Consider the following 26,284-nt stretch of genomic DNA (forward strand, 5'->3'; position numbering starts at 1 on the left):
AGGCATAAAAATGATTAAGTTAAATATTAATAATTTAAATAATATAGATTTCTGGGAAAATGCAGGGATACAAATTCCTAAATATGATATAAACAAAATAAGAGAAAATACTAATAAAAATCCATCTTGGATACATTTCGGAGCAGGAAATATATTCAGATGCTTTATTGCCAGAATAGCTGATAGTCTTCTAAATGATAATATTATAGATACTGGAATAATTGCTGTTGATACGCATGCCGCTGGAATGGATAATGATTATGAAATGATTGATAAAGTTTATAAGCCTTTTGATAATCTAACACTATCAGCATTCATAACTAGTAGCGGAGATATAGATAAAAAAGTTATAGGAAGCATTACAGATATACTGCATGCCGATTTCATAAACTATTATGATGAATTAAAAAAAATATTTATATCAAGTTCCCTTAAAATAGTTAGTTTTACTATTACTGAAAAAGGATATTCAATAAAAGACTTAAACGGTAATTATAATAGTACAGTTAAAGAAGATGTTAATAATGAACCTAAAAAAGCAAAAAATATAATGAGTATAGCTACTGCAATGCTCTTAGAACGTTATAAAAACGGAGCTTACCCTATAGCTATGCTTAGTATAGATAACTGCTCTAATAATGGAGATAAATTAAAATCATCTATTACTGATATAGCAAAAGAATGGATAAAAAAAGGTTTTGCAGATGATGGATTTATAAAATACCTTGAAGACAATAAAAAGGTTGGTTTTCCTTTAAGCATGGTTGATAAAATAACTCCAAGACCTTCAGAAATTATATACAAAAAATTACAGGAAATAGGACTTGATGATATGGCGGTATTCAAAATTGGACATAATGATATGGCTGCTTTTGTCAATGCTGAAGTATCAGAATATTTAATAATTGAAGATTTATTTCCAAATGGGAGAGTAGCATTAGAAAGAGCAGGAGTATACCTAACCGATAGAATAACTGTTCAAACCTCAGAAAAAATGAAGGTTACTACCTGTTTAAATCCTTTACATACAGCTTTAGCAGTATTCGGATGCTTACTCAATTATGATTTTATATATGAAGAGATGAAGAATCCTATGCTCAAAAAATTAGTTGAAAAAATAGGATATGATGAAGGTATGAAAGTAGTAGATGATCCTAAAATTTTAAATCCAAGAGCTTTTATAAATGAAGTAATTGAAGAGCGTCTAGTAAATCCTTATATACCAGATTCTCCTCAAAGAATAGCAGCAGACACTTCTCAGAAAATACCTATAAGATACGGAGAAACATTAAAATCTTATATAAAAAATGGGCTTGATACATCATCTTTAATAGGCATACCATTAACCATAGCTGCTTGGTTAAGATATTTAATGGGTATAGATGATAATGGAAAGAAAATGAATATAAGTCCTGATCCTATGCTTGAAGAATTACAAACTTATATAAAAAATATAAAATTTAAAGATACTAAATCTATAGGAAATAATTTAAAACCTATTTTATCTAATAAAATAATATTTGCTGTTGATTTATATGATGAAAAAATCAATCTAGGTAATAAAATAGAAGGATATTTTGCTGAAATGATATGCAGTGAAAATGCTGTTAGAGAATGCTTGAAAAAATATATTAATTAAGGAGAATTTTTATTATGATAATGACTTTAAGATGGTTCGGAAAGAATTTTGATTCTGTAACTTTGAAACAAATTAGACAAATTCCCGGAATAAAAGGCGTAATAACAACATTATATGATAGTAAAGTGGGGGATATTTGGAAAGAAGAAGATGTACAAAATTTAAAAAAGGAAGTTGAAGATGCTGGTTTGAAAATATATGGTATAGAAAGTGTGAATATACATGATGATATAAAAATAGGTCTTCCTAGCAGAGATAAATATATAGAAAATTATATAAAAACTTTAGAAGTGTTAGGTAAATCTGAAATTAAGCTAGTATGTTATAATTTTATGCCTGTATTTGATTGGACTAGAAGCGATTTATCAAAAATGCGTCCAGATGGTTCAACCGTTTTATCATACGACCAAGATGAAATAGATAAAATAGATCCTCAGAAAATGTTTGAACAAATTGATTCAAGTTCTAACGGTTTTGTAATGCCAGGCTGGGAACCTGAAAGACTTAGCAGATTAAAAGAACTTTTTGAAATGTATAAAGGTATTGATGATGAAAAGTTATTTAAAAATTTACAATATTTCTTGAATGCTGTAATACCTACTTGTGAAAAATATGATATAAAAATGGCTATACATCCAGATGATCCTGCTTGGCCTGTATTCGGACTTCCAAGAATTATAGTAAATAAAGAAAATATTTTAAGAATGGTTAATAGTGTTAATAGCCCTTGTAATGGAGTAACATTATGTGCAGGTTCTTTAGGTTCTAATCCTAAAAATGATATACCTGATATAGTAAGAAGTTTGAAAGGAAAAATTTTCTTTGCCCATGTAAGAAATCTAGAGCATACTGCTCCTGGAAAATTCCAAGAAGCAGCTCATTTATCAAGCGACGGATCTATGGATATGTTTGCTATTATGAAAGCATTTTATGATATAGATTTTGAAGGACCATTCAGACCAGATCATGGAAGAGCTATTTGGGACGAGGTATCAATGCCTGGATACGGACTTTATGACAGAGCATTAGGAGCTGTTTATTTACAAGGATTATGGGAAGCAATAGAAAAAATGAGCAAATAATTAAAAATATATTTTTATTATATACATAAACAAAAGGATAACATTATGAAAACTTTTATGGATAAAGATTTTCTGCTGTATAATGAAACATCAAAAACTCTTTTTCATGATTTTGCAGAAAAATGCCCTATATTTGATTATCATTGCCATTTAAATACAAAAGAAATTGCTGAGAATAAAACTTTTAAAAATATAACAGAAATATGGCTTTATGCTGACCATTATAAATGGAGAATGATGAGGGCTAATGGTATAGAAGAAAAATTTATAACAGGAAATGCATCTGATTATGATAAGTTTAGAGCTTGGGTAAAAACTATACCAAATTTAATAGGAAATCCTCTATATCATTGGAGTCATTTAGAACTTCAGAGGTATTTTGATATTTATGAAATAATCAATGATGATAATGCAGATATTATATGGAATGAAGCTAATAAAAAATTGCAGAATATGACTGTTAAAGATATTCTAAAAAAATTTAGAGTTCACACTATAGGAACAACAGATGATCCTACTGATAATTTAGAATATCATAAATTAATAAATGAAGGAAATGCAAAAATAGGAAAAATAGATACGAAAGTTCTGCCTTCTTTCAGACCTGATAAATATATAAATATAGAAATGCCTGACTTCAGTGAATATATAAAAAAACTATCAGATTTAAGCTCAGTAAAGATAATTGATATAGAATCATTAATTGAAGCATTATATAACAGAATTGATTATTTCAAAAGTTTAGGATGTGTATCAAGTGATTGTTCATTATCAAGAGTTCCATTCAATTTAGAGAATGAAAAAAATATTAATGATATTTTTAAAAAGGCTATAAGAAAAGAAACATTAACATTAGAAGATATAGAAAAATATAAAACTTATATACTAATGAAATTAATAAAAAAATATAAAGAATCAAATTTAGTTATGCAGATACATATTTCAGCAATGAGAAACAATAATGAAATAATGTTCAAAAAATTAGGAACAGATACAGGATATGATTCTATAGGAGATTCTAATATAATAGAAAAACTTTCATTGTTATTGAAAAATGCTGATAATGAAAGTGGACTTCCAAAAATTATTTTCTATAGTCTTAATCATAAAGATTATTATCCTATATCCGCACTTATGGGATGTTTTCAGGAAGAAGGAATTAAAGGAAAAATGCAGCTCGGTTCGGCTTGGTGGTTTTTAGATAATAAAGACGGTATGGAAGAACAAATTACAATTCTTGCAAACACAGGTTCATTAGGTTTATTTGTAGGAATGCTTACAGATTCAAGAAGTTTTTTATCATATTCAAGACATGAATATTTTAGAAGAATATTATGCAATATAATAGGACAATGGGCTGAAAATGGAGAAATTCCAAATGATATTAAATATTTAGGAAATATTATAGAAAATATATGTTTTAATAATTCTAATATTTATTTTAACAGTTAAATATGATAAATTATAAACATTAATTTAATATATTTCACGGAGTTTTTTTATATGTTAGAACAATATATACAAAATAAAATAATACCTGTAGTAGTTGTAGAAAATGAAGAAGAAATAAGAAATATAGCAGAACTTTGTTTGGAGTTTCTTCCTTCTATAGAATTAACACTTAGAACTGAATATGGATATAAGGCTTTAGAAATATTAGCTAAAGACTATCCATCACTTCCAAGAGCTGCTGCCACTGTTTTGAATACTGAACAAGTTGATAGAATATTGGATTTAGGTACAAATATAATAATAAGTCCGGGCTTCCAACCTGTAATGCTGGAATATGCTAAAAATAAAAATTATGATTATATACCAGGTGCTGCAACACCTTCTGAGATTGAACAATGTTTAGTTTACGGACATAAATATATCAAATTTTTTCATGCAGGACTTTTTGGAGGAATAGACTGGATAAAAAATATAGCTCCTGTTTATCAGCATACTGGTGTAAAATTTATGCCTTTGGGAGGAGTAAGTATTAATAATGTAAAAGAATACTTACAAAACAAACATGTATTTGCATGTGGCGGTTCTTGGTTATGTCCTAAAAATCTAATGGAAGAAAAAAATTGGAAGGAGATAAAAAGAAGATTTGAAGAGGCTTATAAATTAATAAAAGAGCTATAAAATTGATAATATATGTTAAAATAAATTTGCATTCACTTATTATTTTTTATATAATTGATAATTATAATATAAAATTAGGAAAGTATATAATATGATTAGTGAAGATAATAAATATTTTTATAGTGCATTGAGTAATATTCAAAATAAAAAATATAATGAAGCTATTGATGATTTGAATAAAGTTATAGAACTGGATAATAATAATTTAGACGCCTATCATAATTTGGCTAGAATATATTATGATATAAAAGAATATGATAAAGCTATAGATACATATAATAGATCTATAGAAATATATCCCCATGATAGCGATGTATACTATTACAGAGCAGAAATTTATATAGCAAAAGAAGAATATGATAAGGCAATAGAAGATTTGGAAAAAGTTTTTATAAAAAATGAAGCATATTCAGATGCTTATTATTTGATGTCTGTTATATATAGAAAAAAGAAAAAATATAAAAAAGCTATTAAATATTTAAAGAAAACTTTAGAATTTAATTTAGAAGATTATATAGCATACTATGATTTATATAAACTATATACCATAATTTCAGATCATGAAAAAGAAAATGAAAGAAAAGAAAAATATATTTCAAAAGCTCAAAAATATTTAAAAAAATCTTCTGATTTAGGATATGAAAAAGCTATAGAAAAATTAAACTTGTAAAACAGTAACTTGCAATATTGAAAATATAAAATATTATAATATTAAATTATTATAAAAGGAGTTTATTAATTATGTCAAAAAAAGTTTTAGTTCCATTGGCTGAAGGTTTTGAAGAAATTGAAGCTATAACTATTATTGATGTTTTAAGAAGAGCAAATATAGAGGTTGTAACTGCTTCTTTAACTGATAATTTAGAAGTAAATGGAGCTCATAATATTAATGTTAAAGCTGATACTAGTTTAGAAAAAATAATGAATTATGATTTTGATGCTATAGCACTTGCAGGTGGAATGGGAGCAATGAATAATTTAAAATCTGATATGAGAATTATAGAAAAACTTAGAACTATGTATGAAGATAAAAAATTAGTATCTGCAATATGTGCTTCTCCTATAGTTTTAGGAGAGGCTGGAGTAATTAAAGGAAAATATACTTGCTATCCTAGCTGTGAAAGTATGGTAAAAGGTGGAGAGTATGTAGAAAAAGATTTGGTGGTATGTAATGATAATGTTATAACTTCAAAAGGACCTGCTACTACAGTATTTTTTGCTTTGGAATTAGTAAAATATTTAAATGGTTCTAATGAAGAATTATCGAATTCTCTATTGATACAATTAATAAAATAAAAAAATAATATTGATTTAAAAAATCTTTTATATATATTATTATATATAAAAGATTTTTTTTAAGGATTAAAAATTGAAAGTTATTATACCAGCAGCTGGGGAAGGTACTAGATTAAGACCTCATACCATTACAAAACCAAAACCAATACTACCAATAGCAGGGGCTACTATTATAGATTTTATAATGAAAGAAATATCTTCAATAGGTGATTTAGATGAAATAATATTTATAGTTGGATATTTAAAAGACCATATGATAGAATATCTAACTAATAAATACAAAAATATTAAATTAACATTTGTAGAACAAAAAGAATATAAGGGCTTAGCACATGCTATATATCTCACAAAAGATTATATAAATAATGATGATAAAATATTTATTATTCTTGGAGATACTATATTCAAATTGAATTTATCTAATATAGTGAGTAAAAATGAAAATGCTCTTGGAGTATGTGAAGTTGATAATCCTAGCAGATTTGGAATAGCCATTCTTAATGAAAATGGAGTAATAACAAAATTGATAGAAAAACCTCAAGAACCTATAAGTAATTTGGCTCTTACTGGTATGTACAATATCGTTAATACAAAAGAATTGTTTGAAGCAATAGAATACATTATAAAAAATAATATAAAAACAAAAAATGAATATCAGCTTACCGATGCCTTGCAATATATGATAGAAAAAGGTATTTTATTTAAAACATTCAAATTAGATGGTTGGTATGACTGTGGTGAAAAATCTACTATGATAGAAACAAACCGAAATATAATTAAACATGAAATATTAAGTAAAGGTATAAAAGATACTGCTATAATACCTCCTGTATTTATAGATAAAGATGTAAAAATAGAAAATTCTGTAATAGGTCCTTATGTACATATAGGAACAAATTCTAAAATAGAAAATTCTATATTAAAAAACTGCATTATATTTGAAGAAGTTAATATGTCAAATGCTTTTATAGACAATTCCATTATATCTGAAAAAGTAACATATAAAGGAAAAACACATTCTATGGATATAGGTGCTTCTATTACTATAGAACAAAATTAAAAATGTAATGTAGCATTCATAAACGCCATAACTATAAATTGCAAAAGACTTATAAATAAAAATATAGCTGTATCCATCATTAAAAGCGAATGTGGATAATTGGTAAGCATTATAGAAAATCTTACCTTATCAGCAATAATAAGAAGTGAATACATCAAAAAACATATTATAAGTTTAACATGATCTTTTAAAGGAATAAAGTAAAAAAATACTATAAAAAATAAAGCTACTAATACACTTTGTATAAAAGAAAAAAACTCAATATAATAAAGCATTTTCATTCTATTATTCCAATTTCTAACACCAGGAAGTATCTCTCTTCTATAATAAAATTTTTTCACAAATTGAAATTCCGATACAAATCTAACTGATAAAAATCTTACTACATAGCAAGCCAAAACAAATTCTAAATATTTTACTAATATATTTCCCATAATTAAAAATTATATAAATACCATTCATCACAATTTTTACAAAAATCTAATTTCTTACAAGCATTATCTATAAAATAATTTTCTAATGACTTCCATATATTCTCCAAACTCTCATCATATATAGAAGCTATCTTTTTTTCTCTATTTATATCAAATCGGCAAATATAAATATCCCCATAAGAATCTATAAATAAATCTCTAGCCAAATGCCAGCATCCTATATTAATAAGAGGTGCCATATCCCCTACCCTATTATCCTCTACAATGCCTCTATAAGTATAATATTTCTGCATTATAATCTCTATTTTTTTATACTTATCAAAATATTTATAATATGAAGACAAATAATCAAAATTATCCTTCTGCTTTACTATTTGCAAATAAGTATTTTTAGGCTCTCTAAGCAAATAATAATCTATATTAGATATAATAGTTTTCATATCACTATTATCATATATACTATTATAAACATTCTCATCAATCGCATCCAAATGTATAATAACATGCAAATTATCTCTATCAGACTGCATAGATAATAATTTCTTAGCCGTTTCACTATCAAGAAGTAAAGCATTAGTTTCTAAATATATATTAACATCTTTATTTCTAGTAGAATAATCTAATATATCAAAAATATCTTTATTTAAAAGAGGTTCATAATAACTTCCTATAGACATATGAAAATCATCACAAAAATCATAAATCTTATCATAAATAATTTTAAACTCTTCAAATGTAATATTCTTTTCTTCTTTTGAAATTGAAAATTGACTTTTTAATAAATACTTACTAATAACATTTTGCTTATTATTTATGTCTATCTCTATAAATGAAGGTAATGTTCTTCTAATACTTGGATTTTCTTCTATTACCTTTACCATTTCATCATAATTCTTATAATTAATAAGTTTTTCTATCAAAATAGAATTTCTTTTACTATTTGCAAAAAGAGAAAGTCTATAATATCTCATATCATGTTCAGATATTAATATTTCTATTTCAAAAAAATTCGGATCAACAAATACAATATTACTTATAGCATTTTCAGATACTTTAATATCCTTTGTTTTTATAATATTAAATAATTTTTCAAAAGCATTTCTTCTTATTATAAAAGGAATTATTCCAGAAGGATAGTTTTCTCCATAACTGAAATAAGATATATTATCTTCATGTATTTTACTAAGCTTTACAGTTTCATCTATATTAAATAAAGGCATATTACATGGTATATAAATTATATTATCATAATTTTCACTTTCTTTATATATATTATTCAAATAATTATCTATCTTTTCAATATCATTATTTTCTATATATTTAACATCACAGTTTAATTTATCTTTTAAAATATTAATCTTATCATTAAAGATATCATCAAATTTGTTAGAAAACCCATTATTAAAAGATTTATCAGCTAATATTAAAAAGCTCATTTTTTACCTCTTATCATATAAAAATTATTTAAATATAATCCATAATATTATTAGGACTTCTTGATATCAAATTGCATGCACCACAAATATATAAACCATCTTGAATATTATTATCATATAATTCATCAATATCTATCTTCTTCAAATTATTAATATCATTATTTATTATTCTATAAAAATCTGTAGAACCGCAGTAGCTACATCTATAGGATAAATATTCATATATTCCATCAAAATAAATTTGATGGTATTTTTTTTTATTCATTTTAATTCTATTATTTATATATCTATGCGGAAAAATTTCTATATACTCATCTAAAGATATCTTTTTTAAAGACATAGCTTTAATATCGCTCAATTTATTTTTTCCAAGCAAATAAAAAAACTGCTCCATAAATATATTATGTAAATTAAGTATATCATTAAATTTATCATTAGTAAGTTCATAATTAGTAACTGTAGCATGAACAGGATAATCACTAACTACAAATTTTAATTCCTCTCTATTCTCTTTGAAAAAACCGAATTCCCCAAATAAATACTTATCATCTTTAATATAAGCAAATAATCCAATACAAGAATCAGAATCTGTACTATAGAAATAATCAGAATATAAAACATTATCAAAACTATTTATATATCTAATAATAGGATCATCATCATGAATATCGAGAATAATTTTCTCTTCGCCTAAAATATCTTCAATATCTTTCATCATAAAAAATATCCAAAAAATAATTAATCCGAATAAGAGGCGAGCATATCCTCTTGTTCTTTTTTAAATAAAGCATCAGTTATCTCTGTAATCTCACCGTCCATAAATCTATCCAGCTTATATAAAGTAACATTTATTCTATGATCTGTAACTCTATTTTGAGGGAAATTATAAGTTCTTATTCTCTCACTTCTATCTCCAGAGCCAATCTGTTCCCTTCTTTCTTTAGCCTCTTTAGCCTTTCTTTCAGCCTCTTCTTTTTCATATATTCTAGCCCTTAAAACTTTTAAAGCTTTTGCCTTGTTTTTATGCTGACTCTTTTCATCCTGACACTGCACAACCAATCCCGTAGGTAAATGTGTAATCCTCACAGCACTGTCTGTAGTATTAACCGACTGCCCACCAGGTCCGCTAGAACGAAATATATCAACTCTTATATCCTCATCTTTTATAACAACATCGCTTTCCATAGCTTCAGGCATAACGGCAACTGTAGAAGCAGATGTATGTATCCTTCCCCCTGATTCGGTAGTAGGTATTCTCTGAACTCTATGGGTACCGCTTTCAAATTTTAATGTTCTATAGGCATCTTTTCCTGATACTGAAAATATTACCTCTTTATATCCACCAAGCTCTGTAGGACTTGTATCTATTATTTCCATTTTTAAATTTGTTCTCTCTATAAAGCGTGTGTACATTCTAAATAAATCTCCCACAAATAATGCAGATTCATCTCCTCCAGTACCTACCCTAATTTCTACAATGATATTTTTACCGTCATTTTTATCTTTAGGTAACAAAAGAAGTCTAAGATCATTTATTATATCTTCTTTCTTTTTATTAAGCTCCTCTATTTCCAACAATGCCATATCTTTAAGCTCTTTATCAGTATCAGGATTATTAATAATATCATTAGATTCTTCTATTTCTTTCAATACTACTTTAAGTTTTTTATACTCTTCTACTATATCCTCTATTTCAGACTTTTTTTTCATCAAATCTTGTATTACTCTATTATCTTTTATATTAGCATCATTAAGTTTCTGAACTATATCTTCATATGTATTTTCAACCAATGACAGTTTATCAATTATTGACATAAAATAAATTTCACTCCAAAAAAATAATAATTAATTATATATAAATAATCATATTTATCAACTATTATAATTCAGATAACTATTTATTTACACTATTAAAATTAGCTTTAAAATCTATATTAATATGAGTATAATTAGAATTGATAGCGGATCCTACTATAATAGTATTAGGATAACTCCAAGTTCTAAGAGGTATATTAAAATATCTTAATATATTTTGAGATTTAGAAAGCTGTATAGTGAATATATAATCAGGATTTATATTTTTAGAAATTTGAGATTTTATATAATTATCTAAAGATTCTTTTTCATAACTATTATCTATTACGGTTTCTATAGCTCTTTCATCTTCACTAGCAAAATATACTTTATCTATAAAAGTATAATGAAGTTTATTTCCATTATTTAAATCATAAGAATATATAAATTTATTATTATAATTTCTCTCTTTCTTTATTAAATCAGGATATTTTTCTAATAATTTTATTTCCAATTTAGGAAGTAAAGAAGTATCATTTTCAATATTACAAATAATAATAGGGTAAATCAATTCAGATTTTTTTGATTCTATATAAGCAATAGCCATCTCTCCGTATAAATCATTTATAATACTTCCAAATGAATAAATATCATTCATTTTTGTAAATAGATTATATAATTCAGAAGAAAGTTTATTATTATGATTAATTTTCAAATCATTGTATATTATAGGGTAAAGCCCCGCCAAATATGATTTTAAACCAAAATACATAACAGTACTTTCTTTAGATAAATAATTTTGTATATCTATCTGCCCGTCTAAATTATAAAGCGAATATCTATCTGAACCGCCATATTCATAATCTACAAAAATATCCATTAAACCATTATCATTATTTATTTTCACATTTCCATATATATTATTAACATTAACAAAATAATTTAATGGTGTAAATAATAAAGATCCCTCGCATTTATTATAATCAAATAATTTTTTATTAATATAAAAAGCAATATCAGAATCATACTGACTTCCTACTCTATTTAATAATTGTATTTCATTAAGACCATTTATATTTGAAGTTAAGAAGTCAATTAATTTTTTAATATGATTAAAATTTTTAGATGATATTAAAAGCCCCTTATAAAATGTGAAAAACAAATAAGGATTTCCATTATCTAAAGCATATATTTTATTTTTATTATAATTAATTTTCTTTACTTCATATATAGTATTATTTATATTAACTTCTTTTAAATTGAAAAAATAATTTAGTATAAATGCATTCAATTTTCCTACATCAAATAAATAAAAAATTTCAGCATTATTTAAATTACCATTATATCCCCAAAAAAGTAAAGCAGCATTTCTTTTTAATATAGGTTTAGAAGCCAATCTAATTACAAAATTTTCATTTGTTTTTATTTTTTGAGAAAAAGCATCTACAGTTCTAAGTAAAATAGAAAAATCATACATAGATTCATCATGAGATATTCTATAAGCATATATTGAATCAGAAAATTTAAGTATACTTTTATCTAAACTTTTTACACTTACATAAGCAATATTATCTTTAGGCATCTTAATTTCAGACATATTTTTTTTATGCAAACCGTAAGGAAAATATCCTATTATAAGGAATATAGATATTAATGCAATTAATATAATAGATAATATAAAGAATAATTTAATCTGTCTTTGTCTTTTAATACTCACCATAACAAATTATTTCCTTAAAATTATATTAATTACATATTTCAAACTTTATTTTTTATATTATTTTTATTTTCGTAAAAATTAAAAAATTATTTAATAAAAAATCCGATTCAAGTTTGAAACCTGAATCGGACTTTATTGATATAGATATTAAAATCTAAGATTATTTATTAATAGATTCTACTAAAGCATCTACTAAAGCATCCATCTCACCAACGTTAGCTGATTTGAAAGAAGAAGAAACTGAAATCTGAGCATCTAAAACTTCGCATTGTTTCAAGTTATTTTCAACAAATTCCTGCATCAAAGAACCAGATTTAGGAGCCCAAGAACCATTTTCAATTATAGCGAACTTACGTTTTTGAACATTAAGAGCAGCCATGTCATGAAGATAATCTTTCATAGGAGGATATATGTTCAAGTTATAAGTAACAGAAGCTAAAACAATATGGCTCAATTTGAAAGTATCAGAAATCAAGTAAGAAACATGAGTTTTTGATACATCATACATAGATATATTAGTAATTCCTCTTTCAGCTAATCTGCAAGCTAAAATACCTACCATATCTTCAGTATTACCGTACATAGAAGCATAAACGATTAATACACCTTTTTCTTCAGGCTCATAAGTACTCCATTTGTTATACTTATCAAGTATATAACCTAAATTGCTTCTCCAAACTGGTCCATGTAAAGGACAGAACATTTTAATTTTGTCAATAATACCGCCAGCTTTTTTAAGTAAATGCTGTACATGAGGACCATATTTACCAACGATGTTAGTATAATATCTTCTAGCCTCATCTAACCAATCTCTATCGAAATTAACTTCGTCATTGAATAATCTTCCGTCTAAAGAAATGAAAGTACCAAAAGCGTCAGCAGAGAATAATACTCCATTAGTAGTATCAAAGCTAACCATAGCTTCAGGCCAGTGTACCATTTGAGCACCAACGAAAGATATTTCATGCTTACCGAATTTTTTAGAATCGCCTTCTTTAACTTGGATTTTTTTATCTTCAGCAATAGTAAATCCAAACTGATCCATAAACATAAAAGCTTTTTCAGTAGCTATAACTTGAGTTTCTGGATGGCGAAGCAAAACTTCTTCTATAGAAGCAGCATGATCTGGTTCCATATGGTTAATAATCATATAATCTAATTTTTTACCATTAAGAACATGAGCTATATTGTCTAGGAATTGTCTGCAAACAGCCCAGTCAACTGTATCAAAAAGAACAGTTTTGTCATCCATTAAAAGATAAGAATTATATGAAACACCTTTAGTTAAAGGGTGAACGTTTTCAAATAGAGCTAAACGATGTTCATTCGCTCCAACCCAATATAAATCATCAGTAACTTTTCTAACGCAATGCATTATTTTGCCTCCTTCTTAATTTATTGCATATATTTTATTAAGCTTTAATGAAAGTAGATTTTTCTTCACTACATTCAGGACATATCCATTCATCTGGAAGAGCTGTAAAGTCTGTACCTGGAGCTATTTCTGCTTCTGGATCACCAATGAATGGATTATACTCATAACCACAACCAGAACATACATAGATTTTAGGTATTTCGATTGTTTTCTTAGGAGTAATTTTCTTCATTTTCTTGAATGGTACTTCTGCAGGTTTCTTAGCACCTGTATCAAGAGCCTTAGTAAGTAATGGAAGAATCTCTTTCACATCTCCAACGATACCATAGTCAGCATTTTTGAAGATTTTAGCAGATCCTTTCGTATTGATAGCAACAATAATAGAAGCATTTTTAATACCTTTCAAGTGTTGGTTAGCACCAGAAATACCACAAGCTATATATAAGTTACCATTGAATTTTTGACCAGACATACCAACATATCTAATGATAGGTAAGTATTTCAATTCTTCAGCTACTGGACGTGAACAACCTATAGCAGCACCAGCAGCTTTAGCTAAATCTTCAACTAATTTCATATTTTCTTTAGCACCAATACCTTTACCAGCACTTACTACTCTTTCAGCATTGATAATAGGAGTATTGATATCGATACCTACAGAGAAGTCTATTCCGTCTTTCTTAAGAGCAGCTACTAAAGCATCAACTTTATCTTGAGCTGAACCTTCTTTGAAGATGATATTTCTTCTTTCACCTGTGATAGGACCTTTTTTAACCATAGGACCAGCAACAGCAACAGGAGATTTAGGCATTTTACCAAGTATAGATGCAGAAATAACAACTTTTTGTATTTCACTTGTACCTTCATAAATAGTACAAATCTTAGCATCACGATAAGCTCTTTCTACTATATAAGCACCTTTGATGAATCCATTACCACCATGGATTTGAAGTGCTTGGTTTACAACTTCCAAACCTATTTCAGAAGCGTATAATTTAGCCATAGCAGACTCAGTACCATAAGGCTCATGTCTGTCTTTCATAGCAGCAGAACTATATATAAGAAGTCTAGCAGCACGTAATTTAGTAGCCATATCAGCAAGTTTGAAAGCAATAGCTTGTTGCTGAGCGATAGGACGACCAAACTGTATTCTTTCTTTAGAATAAGCTATAGCAGCTTCATAAGCACCTTGAGCAATACCTAATGCCTGAGCAGCAATACCTATACGACCACCATCAAGAGTTTGCATTGCAATTTTAAAACCTTGTCCTTCTTTACCAAGTAGGTTTTCTTTAGGAATTTTTACATTGTCAAATAGTAATTGAGCTGTAGCAGAAGCACGAATACCTAATTTATCATATTTTTCACCAAACTCAAAACCTTCCCAACCTTTTTCTACGATGAAAGCACTGATACCTTTAGTACCGATACCAGGAGTAGTAACAGCAAATACTACATAAGTTTCTGCTTCTATAGAGTTAGTGATGAAGATTTTTTCACCATTTAATATGTAGTGATCACCTTTTAATTCAGCAGTAGTTTCTGTACCACCTGCATCAGAACCAGCTTCAGGCTCAGTCAAACCGAAAGCACCTAATTTCTTACCTTCAGCAAGAGGAACTAAATATTTTTTCTTTTGCTCTTCTGTACCGAAAGCAAAAATAGGATAACTTCCTAAAGAACAATGAGCTGATAAAATTACGCCCATAGTACCATCAACTCTTGAAAGTTCTTCAACTGCTATAGCATAAGCAATATTATCAAATCCTGCACCGCCGTATTTAGTGTCAAAAGGCAATCCCATTATATCTAATTTAGCTTTACCTAATTGTTTCACAGCTTCTGTTGGAAACTTACCTGTTTGGTCACACTCATGGGCTATAGGTGTTATTACTTCTTCAGCCCATGCCCTAATTTTAGCACGAAGTTGTTCATGCTTTTCTGTTGTTTTAAACATTTGCTTCTCCTTATAACAATATTATTTAATTAATAGTATATAAAAATGATATTCAATATTCAAATTTATTTATTGCTTTTTCTCCAAATTCTAGCTTTCTCAGCCTCTTTAATTAAGCCATCTCTTAAATCTGGATGAGCTATAGAAATCAAAGCTTCTGCTCTCTGCCAAGTACTTAAACCTTTTAAATTTACTTTACCATACTCTGTTACTACATAATGAGTATTAGATCTAGTATCTGTAACTATTGTACCATTAGCAAAGCTAGGAACTATTCTTGATTTTAATTGTCCGTCTTTACCTGTTACAGTAGAAGATAAACAAATAAAACTCTTACCACCTTTAGATAAATAAGCACCTAATACGAAGTCTAATTGTCCACCTGCTCCGCTTATATGTTTGAATCCTGTAGACTCAGCACTTACCTGACCAAATAAGTCTACTTCTACAGCATTGTTTATTGACATGAAATTATCTATAGAAGATATTACTCTTACATCATTGGTATAATCTACAGGAGCTGATAAACATTCTGGATTATTATGTAAATAATCATATAATTTCTTAGTACCAGCACCGAATGCATAAGTTTGTCTTCCCTTATCTATATTCTTTTTAGAACCAGTAATTTTTCCTGCTAAAGAGATATCAACGAAAGCATCTACATACATCTCTGTATGAACACCCAAATCTCTCAAATCAGATTCTGCTATTAATGAACCTACAGCATTAGGCATACCTCCTATACCTAATTGTAAACAAGCTCCATTAGGAATCTCTTCTACTATAAGTTTAGCTACTGTTTTATCTACTTCTGTAGCTCCGCCTGCAGGCATCTCTTTTATAGGGGGGTTGTTTCCTTCTACTATCATATCTACTTGATTTATATGAACTGCCTCTCCGCCTATATTAGCAGAACCTAAACATCTTGGCATATTTTTATTAACTTCTACTATTACGCATTTAGCTCTTTCTATTAAAGCCTGCATATGTGAAGCATTAGGACCAAAATTGAAATAGCCGTTCTCATCCATCTCTGATACTTGGAACATTGCTACATCTATTCCTCTTGGTAAATCTCTATAATATCTAGGCATTTCTGAATAACGAATAGGATCATAGAAACAGAATCCTCTGTCTACTGCTTTTCTTTCTAAACCTGACATATGCCATGAATTCCAAGTTATATGTTTCTCTGGACTTTCTATCTTAAAAATCTCTGGCTCCCACATTAATATACCGCCTCTTAAATTAATATCAGTTAATTCAGGCAATCTTTTTGCTAAAGCTTTATCTAATTCTATTACTGTAGCAACTACCCAGCCATAATCAACCCAGTCTCCAGACTTTATAACTTTAACAGCTTCATCTGCTGTTGTTAATTTTTGTTTGTATAATGCTTTAAAATCCATAAAAAACTCCCCACTTAAATATTTAAAAAATTAATCGTTGTTTTAATAAACTCTAGTATAGTAAAATAAAATTTAATTGTCAATTGATTTTCTATATACAATTATTTTTTTTTGTTTTTTTTAATAATAAAATGTCTTTTTTATTATTAAATTTATTATACTTATGAATACATTCATATAAGAATTATTGTGATAAAATTATATATTAAAACATAAAATAAAAATATAAAGGAATATTTTATACAAACTTTATAATATAATAAAGCAATTTATACATATTTTATGCCAAATTGTAAATATTATATATTTCAAATAAACTTGTTATAGTTTTTTAAATATACTACTATAAAAAATAATATGATTAATATTAATGATTATTTATGATATAAAAAGAATTATAAAAATACAATATAAACAAACATATCAATTAAACCATATAGGGGTATAATGTACACATATCATTAAGCATTAATAAAAACTTATAATAAAAAATAATATAATACTAGCAATAGATAAAAAAATGTATATAATAGTTCTAAAATCTATAAAATTAATAAATTATATAAAATATATATGAGGATTTATAAATGAAAAAGAATATAATATTATTTTCAATTCTAATCTTTTACATAATTTCATGTGCTAAAGAAAACAACATAACAAAAAACAATGAAATATCTATAAATCTAGGAGGAGAACCTAGAACATTGGATCCAACTCTTAATTCATTAAGTTTTGGTTCCATATATATGATTCATTTCTTTGAAGGATTAACTAAAAGAGATAATAAAGATAATGTAGTAGCTGGAATGGCTGAAAGCTGGGATATATCTGAAGATGAATTAACTTATACATTTCATATAAGAACTAATGCTAAATGGTCTGATGGAATGCCTGTTACTGCTTATGATTTTACATATGCATTAAAAAGAGCAGCTGATCCTAAAACAGCGGCAGCTTATTCTCATATGCTTAATGTTATAAAGAATGCAAGATTGATATTAAGCGGAAAATTACCAATTGATGAATTAAAAGTAAAAGCTATAGATGAATATACTTTAGAAATTGTATTGGAAAATCCTACTCCTTATTTCTTGGAATATATATCAGTAAGTAGCCCATATTTTCCTGTTAGAAAAGATATAATAGAAAAATACGGTGATGAATGGAGCAGAAGCCCTGAAACATATATTGTTAATGGGGCATATATGATGACAGAAAGAAAAATAGATGAAAAAATAGTAATGGAAGTTAATACTAATTATTATGATAAAGATTCAATAATTGCAAAAAAGATAAATGTACTTATAATGGACGATTCTAATACTGCTTTGGCTGCTATGAAATCAGGAGATTTACAATTTTCTGTTGTAGAGGCTCCTATAGCTGAGATACCTGCCTTAATAAAAGAAAAATATATACTTCAAGAGCCTGCTTATGGAATTTACTTTCTTGAAATAAATTCATCTAAAGGTGTATTAACCAATCAAAATGTTAGGAAAGCTCTATCGCTTGCATTTGATAGAAAATATATAATATCAAATATAACAAAAATGAATCAGATACCTGCAGGTGCATTTGTAGCTCCTAATATGGATGATTATAATGGAGACTTCAGAGAAAATGGAGGTAATTATATAGATTATGATAATTATGAAGAAAATATCAAAAAAGCGAAGCAATTAATGGAAGAGGCTGGATATACAAATGGAGAAAATTTCCCTGTATTAGAAATAAGAACAACTCCAGGTTATTTTACTACTATATGCGAAGCTATACAGGATATGTATAAAAAGAATTTAAATATAGATGTTACTATAAAATCTGAAGAATATAATGTTACATATCAGGCTATGGCAGAAAAAAATTATGATTTGGCAAGAACAGGATGGACTGCAGATTATAGTGATCCTATGGCAATGCTTAATTTCTTCTCAGAATTAAGTTCAGTAAATCATACGGGATTTAATAGTAAAGAATATAATGATTTAATAGAAAAAGCATCTAAAACAAATAATCAAGAAACAAGAATGAAGTTTTTACATGAAGCTGAAGATATACTATTTGATTATATGCCTATAATACCTATAATTTATAGAATGGATCCTTTTATGATAAGTCCGAAATTAAAAGATGCTGTTTTTAATCCGCTTGGTAGATATAGATTTCATTATTCATATATAAAAAATTAAATAAATATTTAGGAGATATAAAAATGAAAAAAATTATAATATCAATGATTGTATTATCATTCTTAATATTATCTTGTTCATCTAAAAAATCTTCTTCAGATGATTCTATAGTAATATCTTTAGGAGGAGAAGTTGCAACTATAGATCCTCATCTTAATACAGCTAGTGCTGGCACAGTTTATATAAGACACTTTTTTGAAGGACTTATGAAAAAAGATAAAGATGGGAAAATAGTAGGTGCAATTGCTGAAAATTACAAAATGAGTGAAGATGGTATTACTTATACATTTTATTTGAGAACGAATGCTAAATGGTCTGATGGAATGTCTCTTACTGCTGATGATTTTGTATACAGTTATAGAAGATTTATTGATCCAAAAACTGCTGCTCCTTATGCTTCGCTCATGGCCCCTGTGAAAAATGCTTTAAAAATATCAAAAGGAGAAGTTAGTGTTGAAGAATTGGGAATAAAAAAGATAGACGATTACACTATAGAAATCACATTAGAAAATCCAACTGCCTATTTCTTGGAACTTTCCGATATGTTTGTACCTGTGAGAAAAGATATAATAGAAAAATACGGAGATGATTGGGTTTCTACTCCTGCAAGCTATATAGGAAATGGTCCATATAAAATGACTGAAAGAATTAGAGATGATAAAATAGTAATGGAAATAAATGATAACTATTATGATAAAGATAAAATCATTGCAAAAAAAATTACTGTATCAATGATAGCTGATAAAAATACGGCATTAGCTGCTTTGAGAAACGGACAAATACATTTTTCTAATTTAGTTCCTACTCAAGAAGTAGATAATTTACAGAAAGAAGGATTAATAGTAATGAATCAGGCTTATGGTACTGTATTTTTTGAAATGAATCTCACAAATGAAGCTCTCAGTGATTCAAGAGTACGCAGAGCATTGGCACTTGCTATTGATAGAAATTATATAGTTGATTCTATAAATAAATCAGGACAGAAGCCTGCTGGTGCTTTTGTACCTCCTCTAATAAGAGATTATGAGGGAGAGTTTAGAGCTAATGGAGGAGATTACATTAGTGTACAAAGCAATGATTATGAGAAAAATATAGAAGAAGCTAAAAAATTAATGGCTGAAGCTGGTTATCCTAATGGAGAGAATTATCCTGTTATAGAAGTTATGGTAGCTAATGATGGAAATGTTGTTATGGTAGAAGCTATACAGCAGATGTGGAAAAATATTGGGGTTGATGCTGTTATAGTTCCTAGAGAATGGTCTGTTATATTACAGAGTTTTAGGGATTTAAGCTATCAAATGGTGCTTAGTGGATGGACTGGTGATTATAATGATCCTATGACTATGCTTGAATTATATTTCAGCTATGCTCCAAGTAATCCAGGGTACAATAATCCTGAATATGATAAACTTCTTGAAAGCTCTAAACATATAGTCAATGCTAAAGAAAGAATGAAAGCTCTTCATGATGCTGAAAAAATACTTATGTATGATATGCCTATAATACCTATACATTACAGAGCAAATGCTTTGATGGTATCTAAACAGCTTAAAGATTATAAACTCGATCCTCTAGCTAAATACAGATTCCATTATTCTTATTTAGAAAAATAATTAATAAAAATAAATTTATATAAAAAGGAAGTCGGTTATACTGATTTCCTTTTTTGTTAAAATCAATTACATACCCCACCCATTAGATTAAAAATCAACTTTAAATTATAAGCTATACAATATTTACAAGCTAAATAAAAAAAGCATGCCCCACCCTAGTTGTTATTAGATTTATAATCTCTTTTACGCACGTTTAGTAAAATTTATAATATAATCAAAACTGTATTATAAATTAATTAAAAATAAAAAAATGCATTCAGCGTGCGTTAATATAGATAACAAATTTACTCAACACTAGGGCGGGAAGCTATAATTTTTTAATAAAATAAAAAGAAATATGATAACTTTAATACAAAATAAAGCAGAAAATATAAAGGGCGGGGTTGTAAAGAAAATAAAATAAAAAACTTATTTTTTTGAATTTCTATAATATGAAATGAGCATATCATAAGGATAAAGTTTAAAAGAATCATTATAAACATTCTCAAGTAAATCTTTTATTAAATTAACTTTATCCTTAAAAGATTTATTTTTATCTCTGATTTTATTAAACTCAACAAAGAAAGATTTTTTTACTATTTTCATAAAAACACCTATTCTTATCATCTCATCAAAAAACATTCCATTAGGTATTTTCAGCTTTTTTATAATGATTAAAAAAATTGATAAAAAATAAAGAACAGAAGCTATACGCATAAAATATATGATTGTAAAATCAGCACCCACTTTATCAATATAAAAACCAAATAAATTATAATATTCCCCTCTAGAATTTAGAGCCTGAATTATAAATATAGCAAGAAAATAAGGAAATAAATACAATAGCTTTTTTATTGTTATAATAACAGATCTAGTAAATATAATATGAAGTATAAAAAAAGCTATTGCAATATATAATATAAAATTTGCCTTTATCAAAAATATAGTTACGAATATGATGAAAGCCAATATAATATATAATATGTAAAACATTATTTATTTACACGTTCAACATAACTATCATCTCTAGTATCAACTTTTATCTTATCTCCTATGTTTATGAATAAAGGTACATTTACTTCAATACCAGTTTCAAGTTTAGCAGGCTTTAATGTAGAACCTGTAGTATCACCTTTAAATCCAGGCTCTGTATAAGTAACTTCTAATACCACATGTATAGGGAAACGAACTGCTGTAACTTCATCATTAATATACTGTAAATCTACTTCACTGCTATCTAATAAATAATATTTGCTATCGCCTAATATATCAGCATTAACATGAACTTGTTCATAGTTATCAAGTATCATAAACACATAACTATCGCCTTCTTCATAAATGTACTGTGCTTTTTTATATGATAAATCAGCCTCTTCAACACTTTCAGTAGATGAAAAAGTTTTTTCTATCATATTGCCTTTAAGCATATTTTTTAATTTAGTTTTAACATTTGCCTTTCTCTGCTGTGCTCTGTGAAAATGAGCATCTACTACTAAATAAGTTTCTCCGTCTAAAATTATAGCATCGCCTTTTCTTAAATCATTTACTGGTAACATTCAAAACCCCTATAATAAAATTTAATTAATTATTATTTATTTAACATGATAAAATTTTAATATTGATAAAAATACTATTCAGCCTCAATACCTAATTTATCATTAACATATTCTTTATTAAGTTCAAATATCTGTTTTTCTTTATCATCACTAGGCATATCATACATAGCATCAAGCATAACTCTCTCAAATAATGCTCTTAATCCTCTAGCACCTGTATGCTCTTCCATAGTTTTTTTCACTATAGATTTTAATGCCTCATCATCTATTTTTAATTCTATATTATCATAAGAAAATAATTTCTGATACTGCTTGGTTAAAGCATTTTTAGGCTCTTTTAATATTTTTAAAAGCTCTTCCTCTTTAAGCTCTTCTAAAGTAGCTATAACAGGAAGTCTTCCTATAAGTTCAGGAATAAGCCCGTATTTAACCAAATCTTCAGTAGCAATACTTTTCATTATCTCATCATAATTAAGATTATCCATAGAATTAACTTCTGCAGCAAAACCTAAACCCTTTTTAGAAGTTCTCTCAGCAATTGATTTTTCTATATCAATAAAAGCCCCACCACATATAAAAAGTATATTCGATGTATCTATATGTAAATTATCCTGATGAGGATGCTTTCTTCCACCATGAGGCGGAACAGTTGCAACAGTCCCTTCAACAATCTTTAATAAAGCCTGCTGTACACCTTCTCCTGAAACATCTCTAGTTATAGAACGCGATTCGCTTTTTCTAGAAATTTTATCTATTTCATCTATATATATAATTCCTTTTTCAGCAAGCTTTATATCTCCATCAGCATTCTGTATAAGTCTAAGAAGAATATTTTCAACATCATCACCAACATAACCAGCTTCTGTTACAGTGGTAGCATCAGCAATAGCAAAAGGTACATTCAAAGCCTTAGCTAAAGTTCTAGCCAATAATGTTTTTCCGCTTCCTGTAGGTCCTATTAAAAGAACATTAGATTTTTCTATTTCAACTTCATTCTTATCTTCAGAATTCTGCGTTATTCTCTTATAATGATTATAAACTGCTACGGATAATACCTTTTTGGCATAATCCTGCCCCACAACATATTCATCAAGCAAAGATTTTATTTGTTTTGGAGGCAATATCTTTATTTCATAATCTTTTTCTCTTGATTTTTTCTTCTGAACATTCATATTAAAATAATCATTTGCTATAGAAGAACAATCAAAACATAAATAACCTTCATTTCCTTCAATATATCTGCTTAATTCTTTAAGCTCTCTTCCGCATAGAGAACAAACTTCTTTTTTATCATTACCTTTTTTAGACATATCTCTCCAATATTAATAATTCTAATTAAGTTTATATATTCTATATTAAAATATAACTATTGCAATAAAAAATAAAAATAAAAAGTAAAAAAATAAAAGCTAATAAACTTAATAAAAAGAATATTAGCTCTACTTTATATTTTAAATATTAATTATTCTCTGCTTGAAAAAACTTTATCAATGATGCCGTAATCTTTAGCCTCATCAGCACTCATAAAATAATCTCTATCCATATCAGCTTCAAGCTTCTTAATATCCTGACCAGTATGACTAGCCATAATATTATTTAATATGCTTTTCAAACGAATAGTTTCTTTTAATTGTATTTCCATATCAGTAACCATACCTCTAGAACCGCCTGAAGGTTGATGAATCATTATTCTTGAATTAGCAGTAGCGAATCTTTTACCTTTAGCACCTCCTGCCAAAAGCAAAGCACCTGCAGAAGCGGCCTGACCAACGCATAAAGTAGCAACATCTGGTTTTACATACTGCATAGTATCATACATACCCAAAGCAGCAGTAACAACTCCTCCTGGACTATTTATATATAAAGAAATATCCTTTTCAGGGTCAGCTGATTCCAAAAATAAAAGCTGTGCTATAACTACATTAGCAACATCATCATTAATCTCTCCGCCCAAAAATATTATTCTATCTTTCAAAAGTCTTGAATATATATCGTAGGAACGTTCTCCTCTACTTGTTTGCTCTATTACATAAGGTATAGTCATATAATTTTTATCCATATTTTGTATTAACCTCTTAATTATTAAATTATATATTTATTAATATCCGCCCCAAACATCACTTTCTTCAGGCTGGAACTTAACAGAAGCCTTCTCTGAAACATTAACATGCTCTTTAACATAGTCCATTATAGCTTCAGAAGTAGCTCTAGTATGAGCATCACGCATTATATAATTAACTATATTTTGCTGTTCTTCTTTAGGAAGTTTAGAAAGTCCCATATAACTTTGATATTGATACATTCTATTAGCATATTCTTTAGCTTTATCTTCATTAACAGTTATAGAATCTTTATAAGTTTCTGAAAGTTTAGCCATAATCATATCAAAAGTTATTTGCTTTTTAACATTCTCTTCATATTCTTTTTTGATATCATCATCTGTTTTAGCAACTGACATTAAGAAATCTGTTTTAGTCATTCCTCTACTTGACATAGATCTTTCAAATTCATTCAAAGATATCTCAAGCTGTTCTTCAAAATATCCTTTAGGAAGAGTAATGTTAACTAATTCTATTAATTTATCAAATAAAGTTTCATTTATAAGTTCTCTATTAGCTCTCTCTTCTGCTCTTTTTACTAAATGCTCTTTCAATGATTCTTTTACCTTCTGTCTTTCTTCATCTTTTGAATCATCTTTCATATCAGGTTTTTCTACTTTTACTATATTCATTATAAAATCGGCTTCAGTTCCGTCAATATATGTTTTAAGAAGTTTTTTATCTTCTTTTTTTACACCTATAGTATTTCTAGCAAATATACTCTCATTCTCATCTTTACTTGCTACTACTGTAAGTTCTTTATTATATTTTTTATTAGCTTCATCATCAAATTCTATTTTTACAGAAACTCTGTCGCCTATTTCAGATTTCAAATCGCTTTCTTCAAAATGAGAAAATCTTTGAAGGGAAAGTTTATAAGCTTCTTCTATCACGCTATCATCAACATCATATTTATTTTTTTCAACATTTATAGAAGCTAAATCAGGCAAATCAAATTCAGGTATAGGATAATATTCATAATCAAGATAAAGTCCGTCGTCTTTCTTCTCTAAATTAAGAAGTTTAGGAGTACCTAAAGCCTTAACATTTTTTTCATCATGATAAGTATTCCAAGCCTCTTCTACAAAAACTTCATTAGTAGCACCTTCTAAAGCTTCTCTATATCTTGAAAGTATGATATTATTAGGAGCATGTCCTACTCTAAAACCTTTAACATTTACTCTAGGCTTATAGTATTCTATTTGCTTTTCTAATTCTTTATCATAAGCATCTTTAGAAATAGTAATTTTAAGTGTAACTAAATCTTTTTCATCAGTTGAAGTTTCAAATTGTAAATCTTTAATATCCATTTTAATATACCTTTTTAAAATTAAAAAATAAAAAAAATAACCCCAATAGAAAAAAAATATCTATTGGGGCTTATTAATGAGCGGGAAACGGGACTCGAACCCGCGACAGTCTGCATGGCAAGCAGAAACTCTACCAACTGAGTTATTCCCGCATAGACATTGAAAAAATTATAACATAAAAGAAAAAAAAGTCAATACTC

22 protein-coding genes and 1 tRNA gene are annotated in these 26,284 nt (G+C 27.4%); 9 read left to right on the forward strand and 14 right to left on the reverse strand.

Translation table 11 applies throughout. The features are described from left to right. Positions 1–13 precede the first annotated feature (13 nt). From Q1J76_RS12120 to Q1J76_RS12150, 7 genes are all read left to right on the forward strand, one after another. Positions 14–1,639 carry a mannitol dehydrogenase family protein gene (locus Q1J76_RS12120; RefSeq protein ID WP_367182158.1) on the forward strand — a complete coding sequence of 542 codons (1,626 nt, stop codon included), beginning with the start codon at positions 14–16 and terminating at the stop codon, positions 1,637–1,639. Between the two features lie 14 nt (positions 1,640–1,653). Continuing rightward, on the forward strand, positions 1,654–2,721 hold the full coding sequence (gene uxuA / locus Q1J76_RS12125) for a mannonate dehydratase (RefSeq protein WP_300370838.1): 1,068 nt from the start codon (positions 1,654–1,656) through the stop codon (positions 2,719–2,721). A gap of 45 nt (positions 2,722–2,766) precedes the next feature. Next, positions 2,767–4,173 carry a glucuronate isomerase gene (gene uxaC / locus Q1J76_RS12130; protein ID WP_300370841.1) on the forward strand — a complete coding sequence of 469 codons (1,407 nt, stop codon included), beginning with the start codon at positions 2,767–2,769 and terminating at the stop codon, positions 4,171–4,173. 51 nt (positions 4,174–4,224) lie between these two features. Next, positions 4,225–4,851, forward strand: coding sequence for a bifunctional 4-hydroxy-2-oxoglutarate aldolase/2-dehydro-3-deoxy-phosphogluconate aldolase (locus tag Q1J76_RS12135; RefSeq protein ID WP_300370844.1), 627 nt, complete (start codon positions 4,225–4,227; stop codon positions 4,849–4,851). A gap of 91 nt (positions 4,852–4,942) precedes the next feature. Next, complete coding sequence (locus Q1J76_RS12140) at positions 4,943–5,521, forward strand: tetratricopeptide repeat protein (RefSeq protein WP_300370847.1); 579 nt, start codon at positions 4,943–4,945, stop codon at positions 5,519–5,521. 71 nt (positions 5,522–5,592) lie between these two features. Then, the gene (locus Q1J76_RS12145) at positions 5,593–6,147 is read left to right on the forward strand and encodes a DJ-1 family glyoxalase III (RefSeq protein ID WP_300370850.1); all 555 of its coding nucleotides are present in this window, start codon (positions 5,593–5,595) and stop codon (positions 6,145–6,147) included. Positions 6,148–6,220: 73 nt separating this feature from the next. Next, positions 6,221–7,207 (forward strand): sugar phosphate nucleotidyltransferase, encoded by a 987-nt coding sequence (locus Q1J76_RS12150; RefSeq protein ID WP_300370853.1) that lies wholly within the window; start codon positions 6,221–6,223, stop codon positions 7,205–7,207. Here Q1J76_RS12150 and Q1J76_RS12155 read toward each other — a convergent pair. From Q1J76_RS12155 to Q1J76_RS12195, 8 genes are all read right to left on the reverse strand, one after another. Beyond that, positions 7,204–7,548: a hypothetical protein gene (locus Q1J76_RS12155; RefSeq protein ID WP_300370856.1), complete on the reverse strand. Its 345-nt coding sequence runs from the start codon at positions 7,546–7,548 to the stop codon at positions 7,204–7,206. The two genes, Q1J76_RS12150 and Q1J76_RS12155, sit on opposite strands and share 4 nt — an antisense overlap. Before the next feature lie 95 nt (positions 7,549–7,643). Beyond that, a complete protein-coding gene (locus tag Q1J76_RS12160; RefSeq protein WP_300370859.1) occupies positions 7,644–9,077 on the reverse strand; it encodes a spiro-SPASM protein in 1,434 nt (477 codons plus the stop codon). A 28-nt stretch (positions 9,078–9,105) separates the two neighbouring features. Next, on the reverse strand, positions 9,106–9,795 hold the full coding sequence (locus tag Q1J76_RS12165; RefSeq protein WP_300370862.1) for a hypothetical protein: 690 nt from the start codon (positions 9,793–9,795) through the stop codon (positions 9,106–9,108). 20 nt (positions 9,796–9,815) lie between these two features. Further along, entirely contained in the window at positions 9,816–10,892 is a 1,077-nt protein-coding gene (gene prfA, locus Q1J76_RS12170) for a peptide chain release factor 1 (protein ID WP_300370865.1), read from the reverse strand. Positions 10,893–10,971: 79 nt separating this feature from the next. Further along, a complete protein-coding gene (locus Q1J76_RS12175; RefSeq protein WP_300370868.1) occupies positions 10,972–12,591 on the reverse strand; it encodes a hypothetical protein in 1,620 nt (539 codons plus the stop codon). Between the two features lie 160 nt (positions 12,592–12,751). Beyond that, positions 12,752–13,966 (reverse strand): FprA family A-type flavoprotein, encoded by a 1,215-nt coding sequence (locus tag Q1J76_RS12180; RefSeq protein WP_300370871.1) that lies wholly within the window; start codon positions 13,964–13,966, stop codon positions 12,752–12,754. 37 nt (positions 13,967–14,003) lie between these two features. Further along, complete coding sequence (locus Q1J76_RS12190; RefSeq protein ID WP_367182151.1) at positions 14,004–15,923, reverse strand: acyl-CoA dehydrogenase family protein; 1,920 nt, start codon at positions 15,921–15,923, stop codon at positions 14,004–14,006. 65 nt (positions 15,924–15,988) lie between these two features. Then, positions 15,989–17,335, reverse strand: a complete 1,347-nt coding sequence (locus Q1J76_RS12195) for a butyryl-CoA:acetate CoA-transferase (RefSeq protein WP_300370874.1) — start codon at positions 17,333–17,335, stop codon at positions 15,989–15,991. A gap of 587 nt (positions 17,336–17,922) precedes the next feature. Here Q1J76_RS12195 and Q1J76_RS12200 point away from each other — a divergent pair. Further along, complete coding sequence (locus Q1J76_RS12200) at positions 17,923–19,527, forward strand: peptide ABC transporter substrate-binding protein (protein ID WP_300370877.1); 1,605 nt, start codon at positions 17,923–17,925, stop codon at positions 19,525–19,527. Between the two features lie 23 nt (positions 19,528–19,550). Further along, positions 19,551–21,140, forward strand: a complete 1,590-nt coding sequence (locus tag Q1J76_RS12205; protein ID WP_300370880.1) for a peptide ABC transporter substrate-binding protein — start codon at positions 19,551–19,553, stop codon at positions 21,138–21,140. 408 nt (positions 21,141–21,548) lie between these two features. Here the strand turns inward: Q1J76_RS12205 and Q1J76_RS12210 are convergent, their stop codons facing one another. The 6 genes from Q1J76_RS12210 to Q1J76_RS12235 all read right to left on the reverse strand — a co-directional run bounded on the left by Q1J76_RS12210 (position 21,549) and on the right by Q1J76_RS12235 (position 26,236). Then, positions 21,549–22,112, reverse strand: a complete 564-nt coding sequence (locus Q1J76_RS12210) for an energy-coupling factor transporter transmembrane component T family protein (RefSeq protein ID WP_300370883.1) — start codon at positions 22,110–22,112, stop codon at positions 21,549–21,551. Then, positions 22,112–22,675 (reverse strand): elongation factor P, encoded by a 564-nt coding sequence (efp, locus tag Q1J76_RS12215; protein WP_300370886.1) that lies wholly within the window; start codon positions 22,673–22,675, stop codon positions 22,112–22,114. Before efp ends, Q1J76_RS12210 begins: the two co-directional genes overlap by 1 nt. Before the next feature lie 74 nt (positions 22,676–22,749). After that, the gene (gene clpX, locus Q1J76_RS12220; protein WP_300370889.1) at positions 22,750–23,985 is read right to left on the reverse strand and encodes an ATP-dependent Clp protease ATP-binding subunit ClpX; all 1,236 of its coding nucleotides are present in this window, start codon (positions 23,983–23,985) and stop codon (positions 22,750–22,752) included. Positions 23,986–24,137: 152 nt separating this feature from the next. Continuing rightward, positions 24,138–24,734 (reverse strand): ATP-dependent Clp endopeptidase proteolytic subunit ClpP, encoded by a 597-nt coding sequence (clpP, locus tag Q1J76_RS12225; protein WP_300370892.1) that lies wholly within the window; start codon positions 24,732–24,734, stop codon positions 24,138–24,140. 39 nt (positions 24,735–24,773) lie between these two features. After that, on the reverse strand, positions 24,774–26,084 hold the full coding sequence (locus Q1J76_RS12230; RefSeq protein WP_300370895.1) for a trigger factor: 1,311 nt from the start codon (positions 26,082–26,084) through the stop codon (positions 24,774–24,776). A gap of 79 nt (positions 26,085–26,163) precedes the next feature. After that, positions 26,164–26,236: transfer RNA gene (locus Q1J76_RS12235), tRNA-Gly, on the reverse strand. Between the last annotated feature and the right edge of the window lie 48 nt (positions 26,237–26,284).

Source organism: Brachyspira sp. (genome assembly GCF_029258575.1).
Lineage (GTDB): Bacteria > Spirochaetota > Brachyspiria > Brachyspirales > Brachyspiraceae > Brachyspira.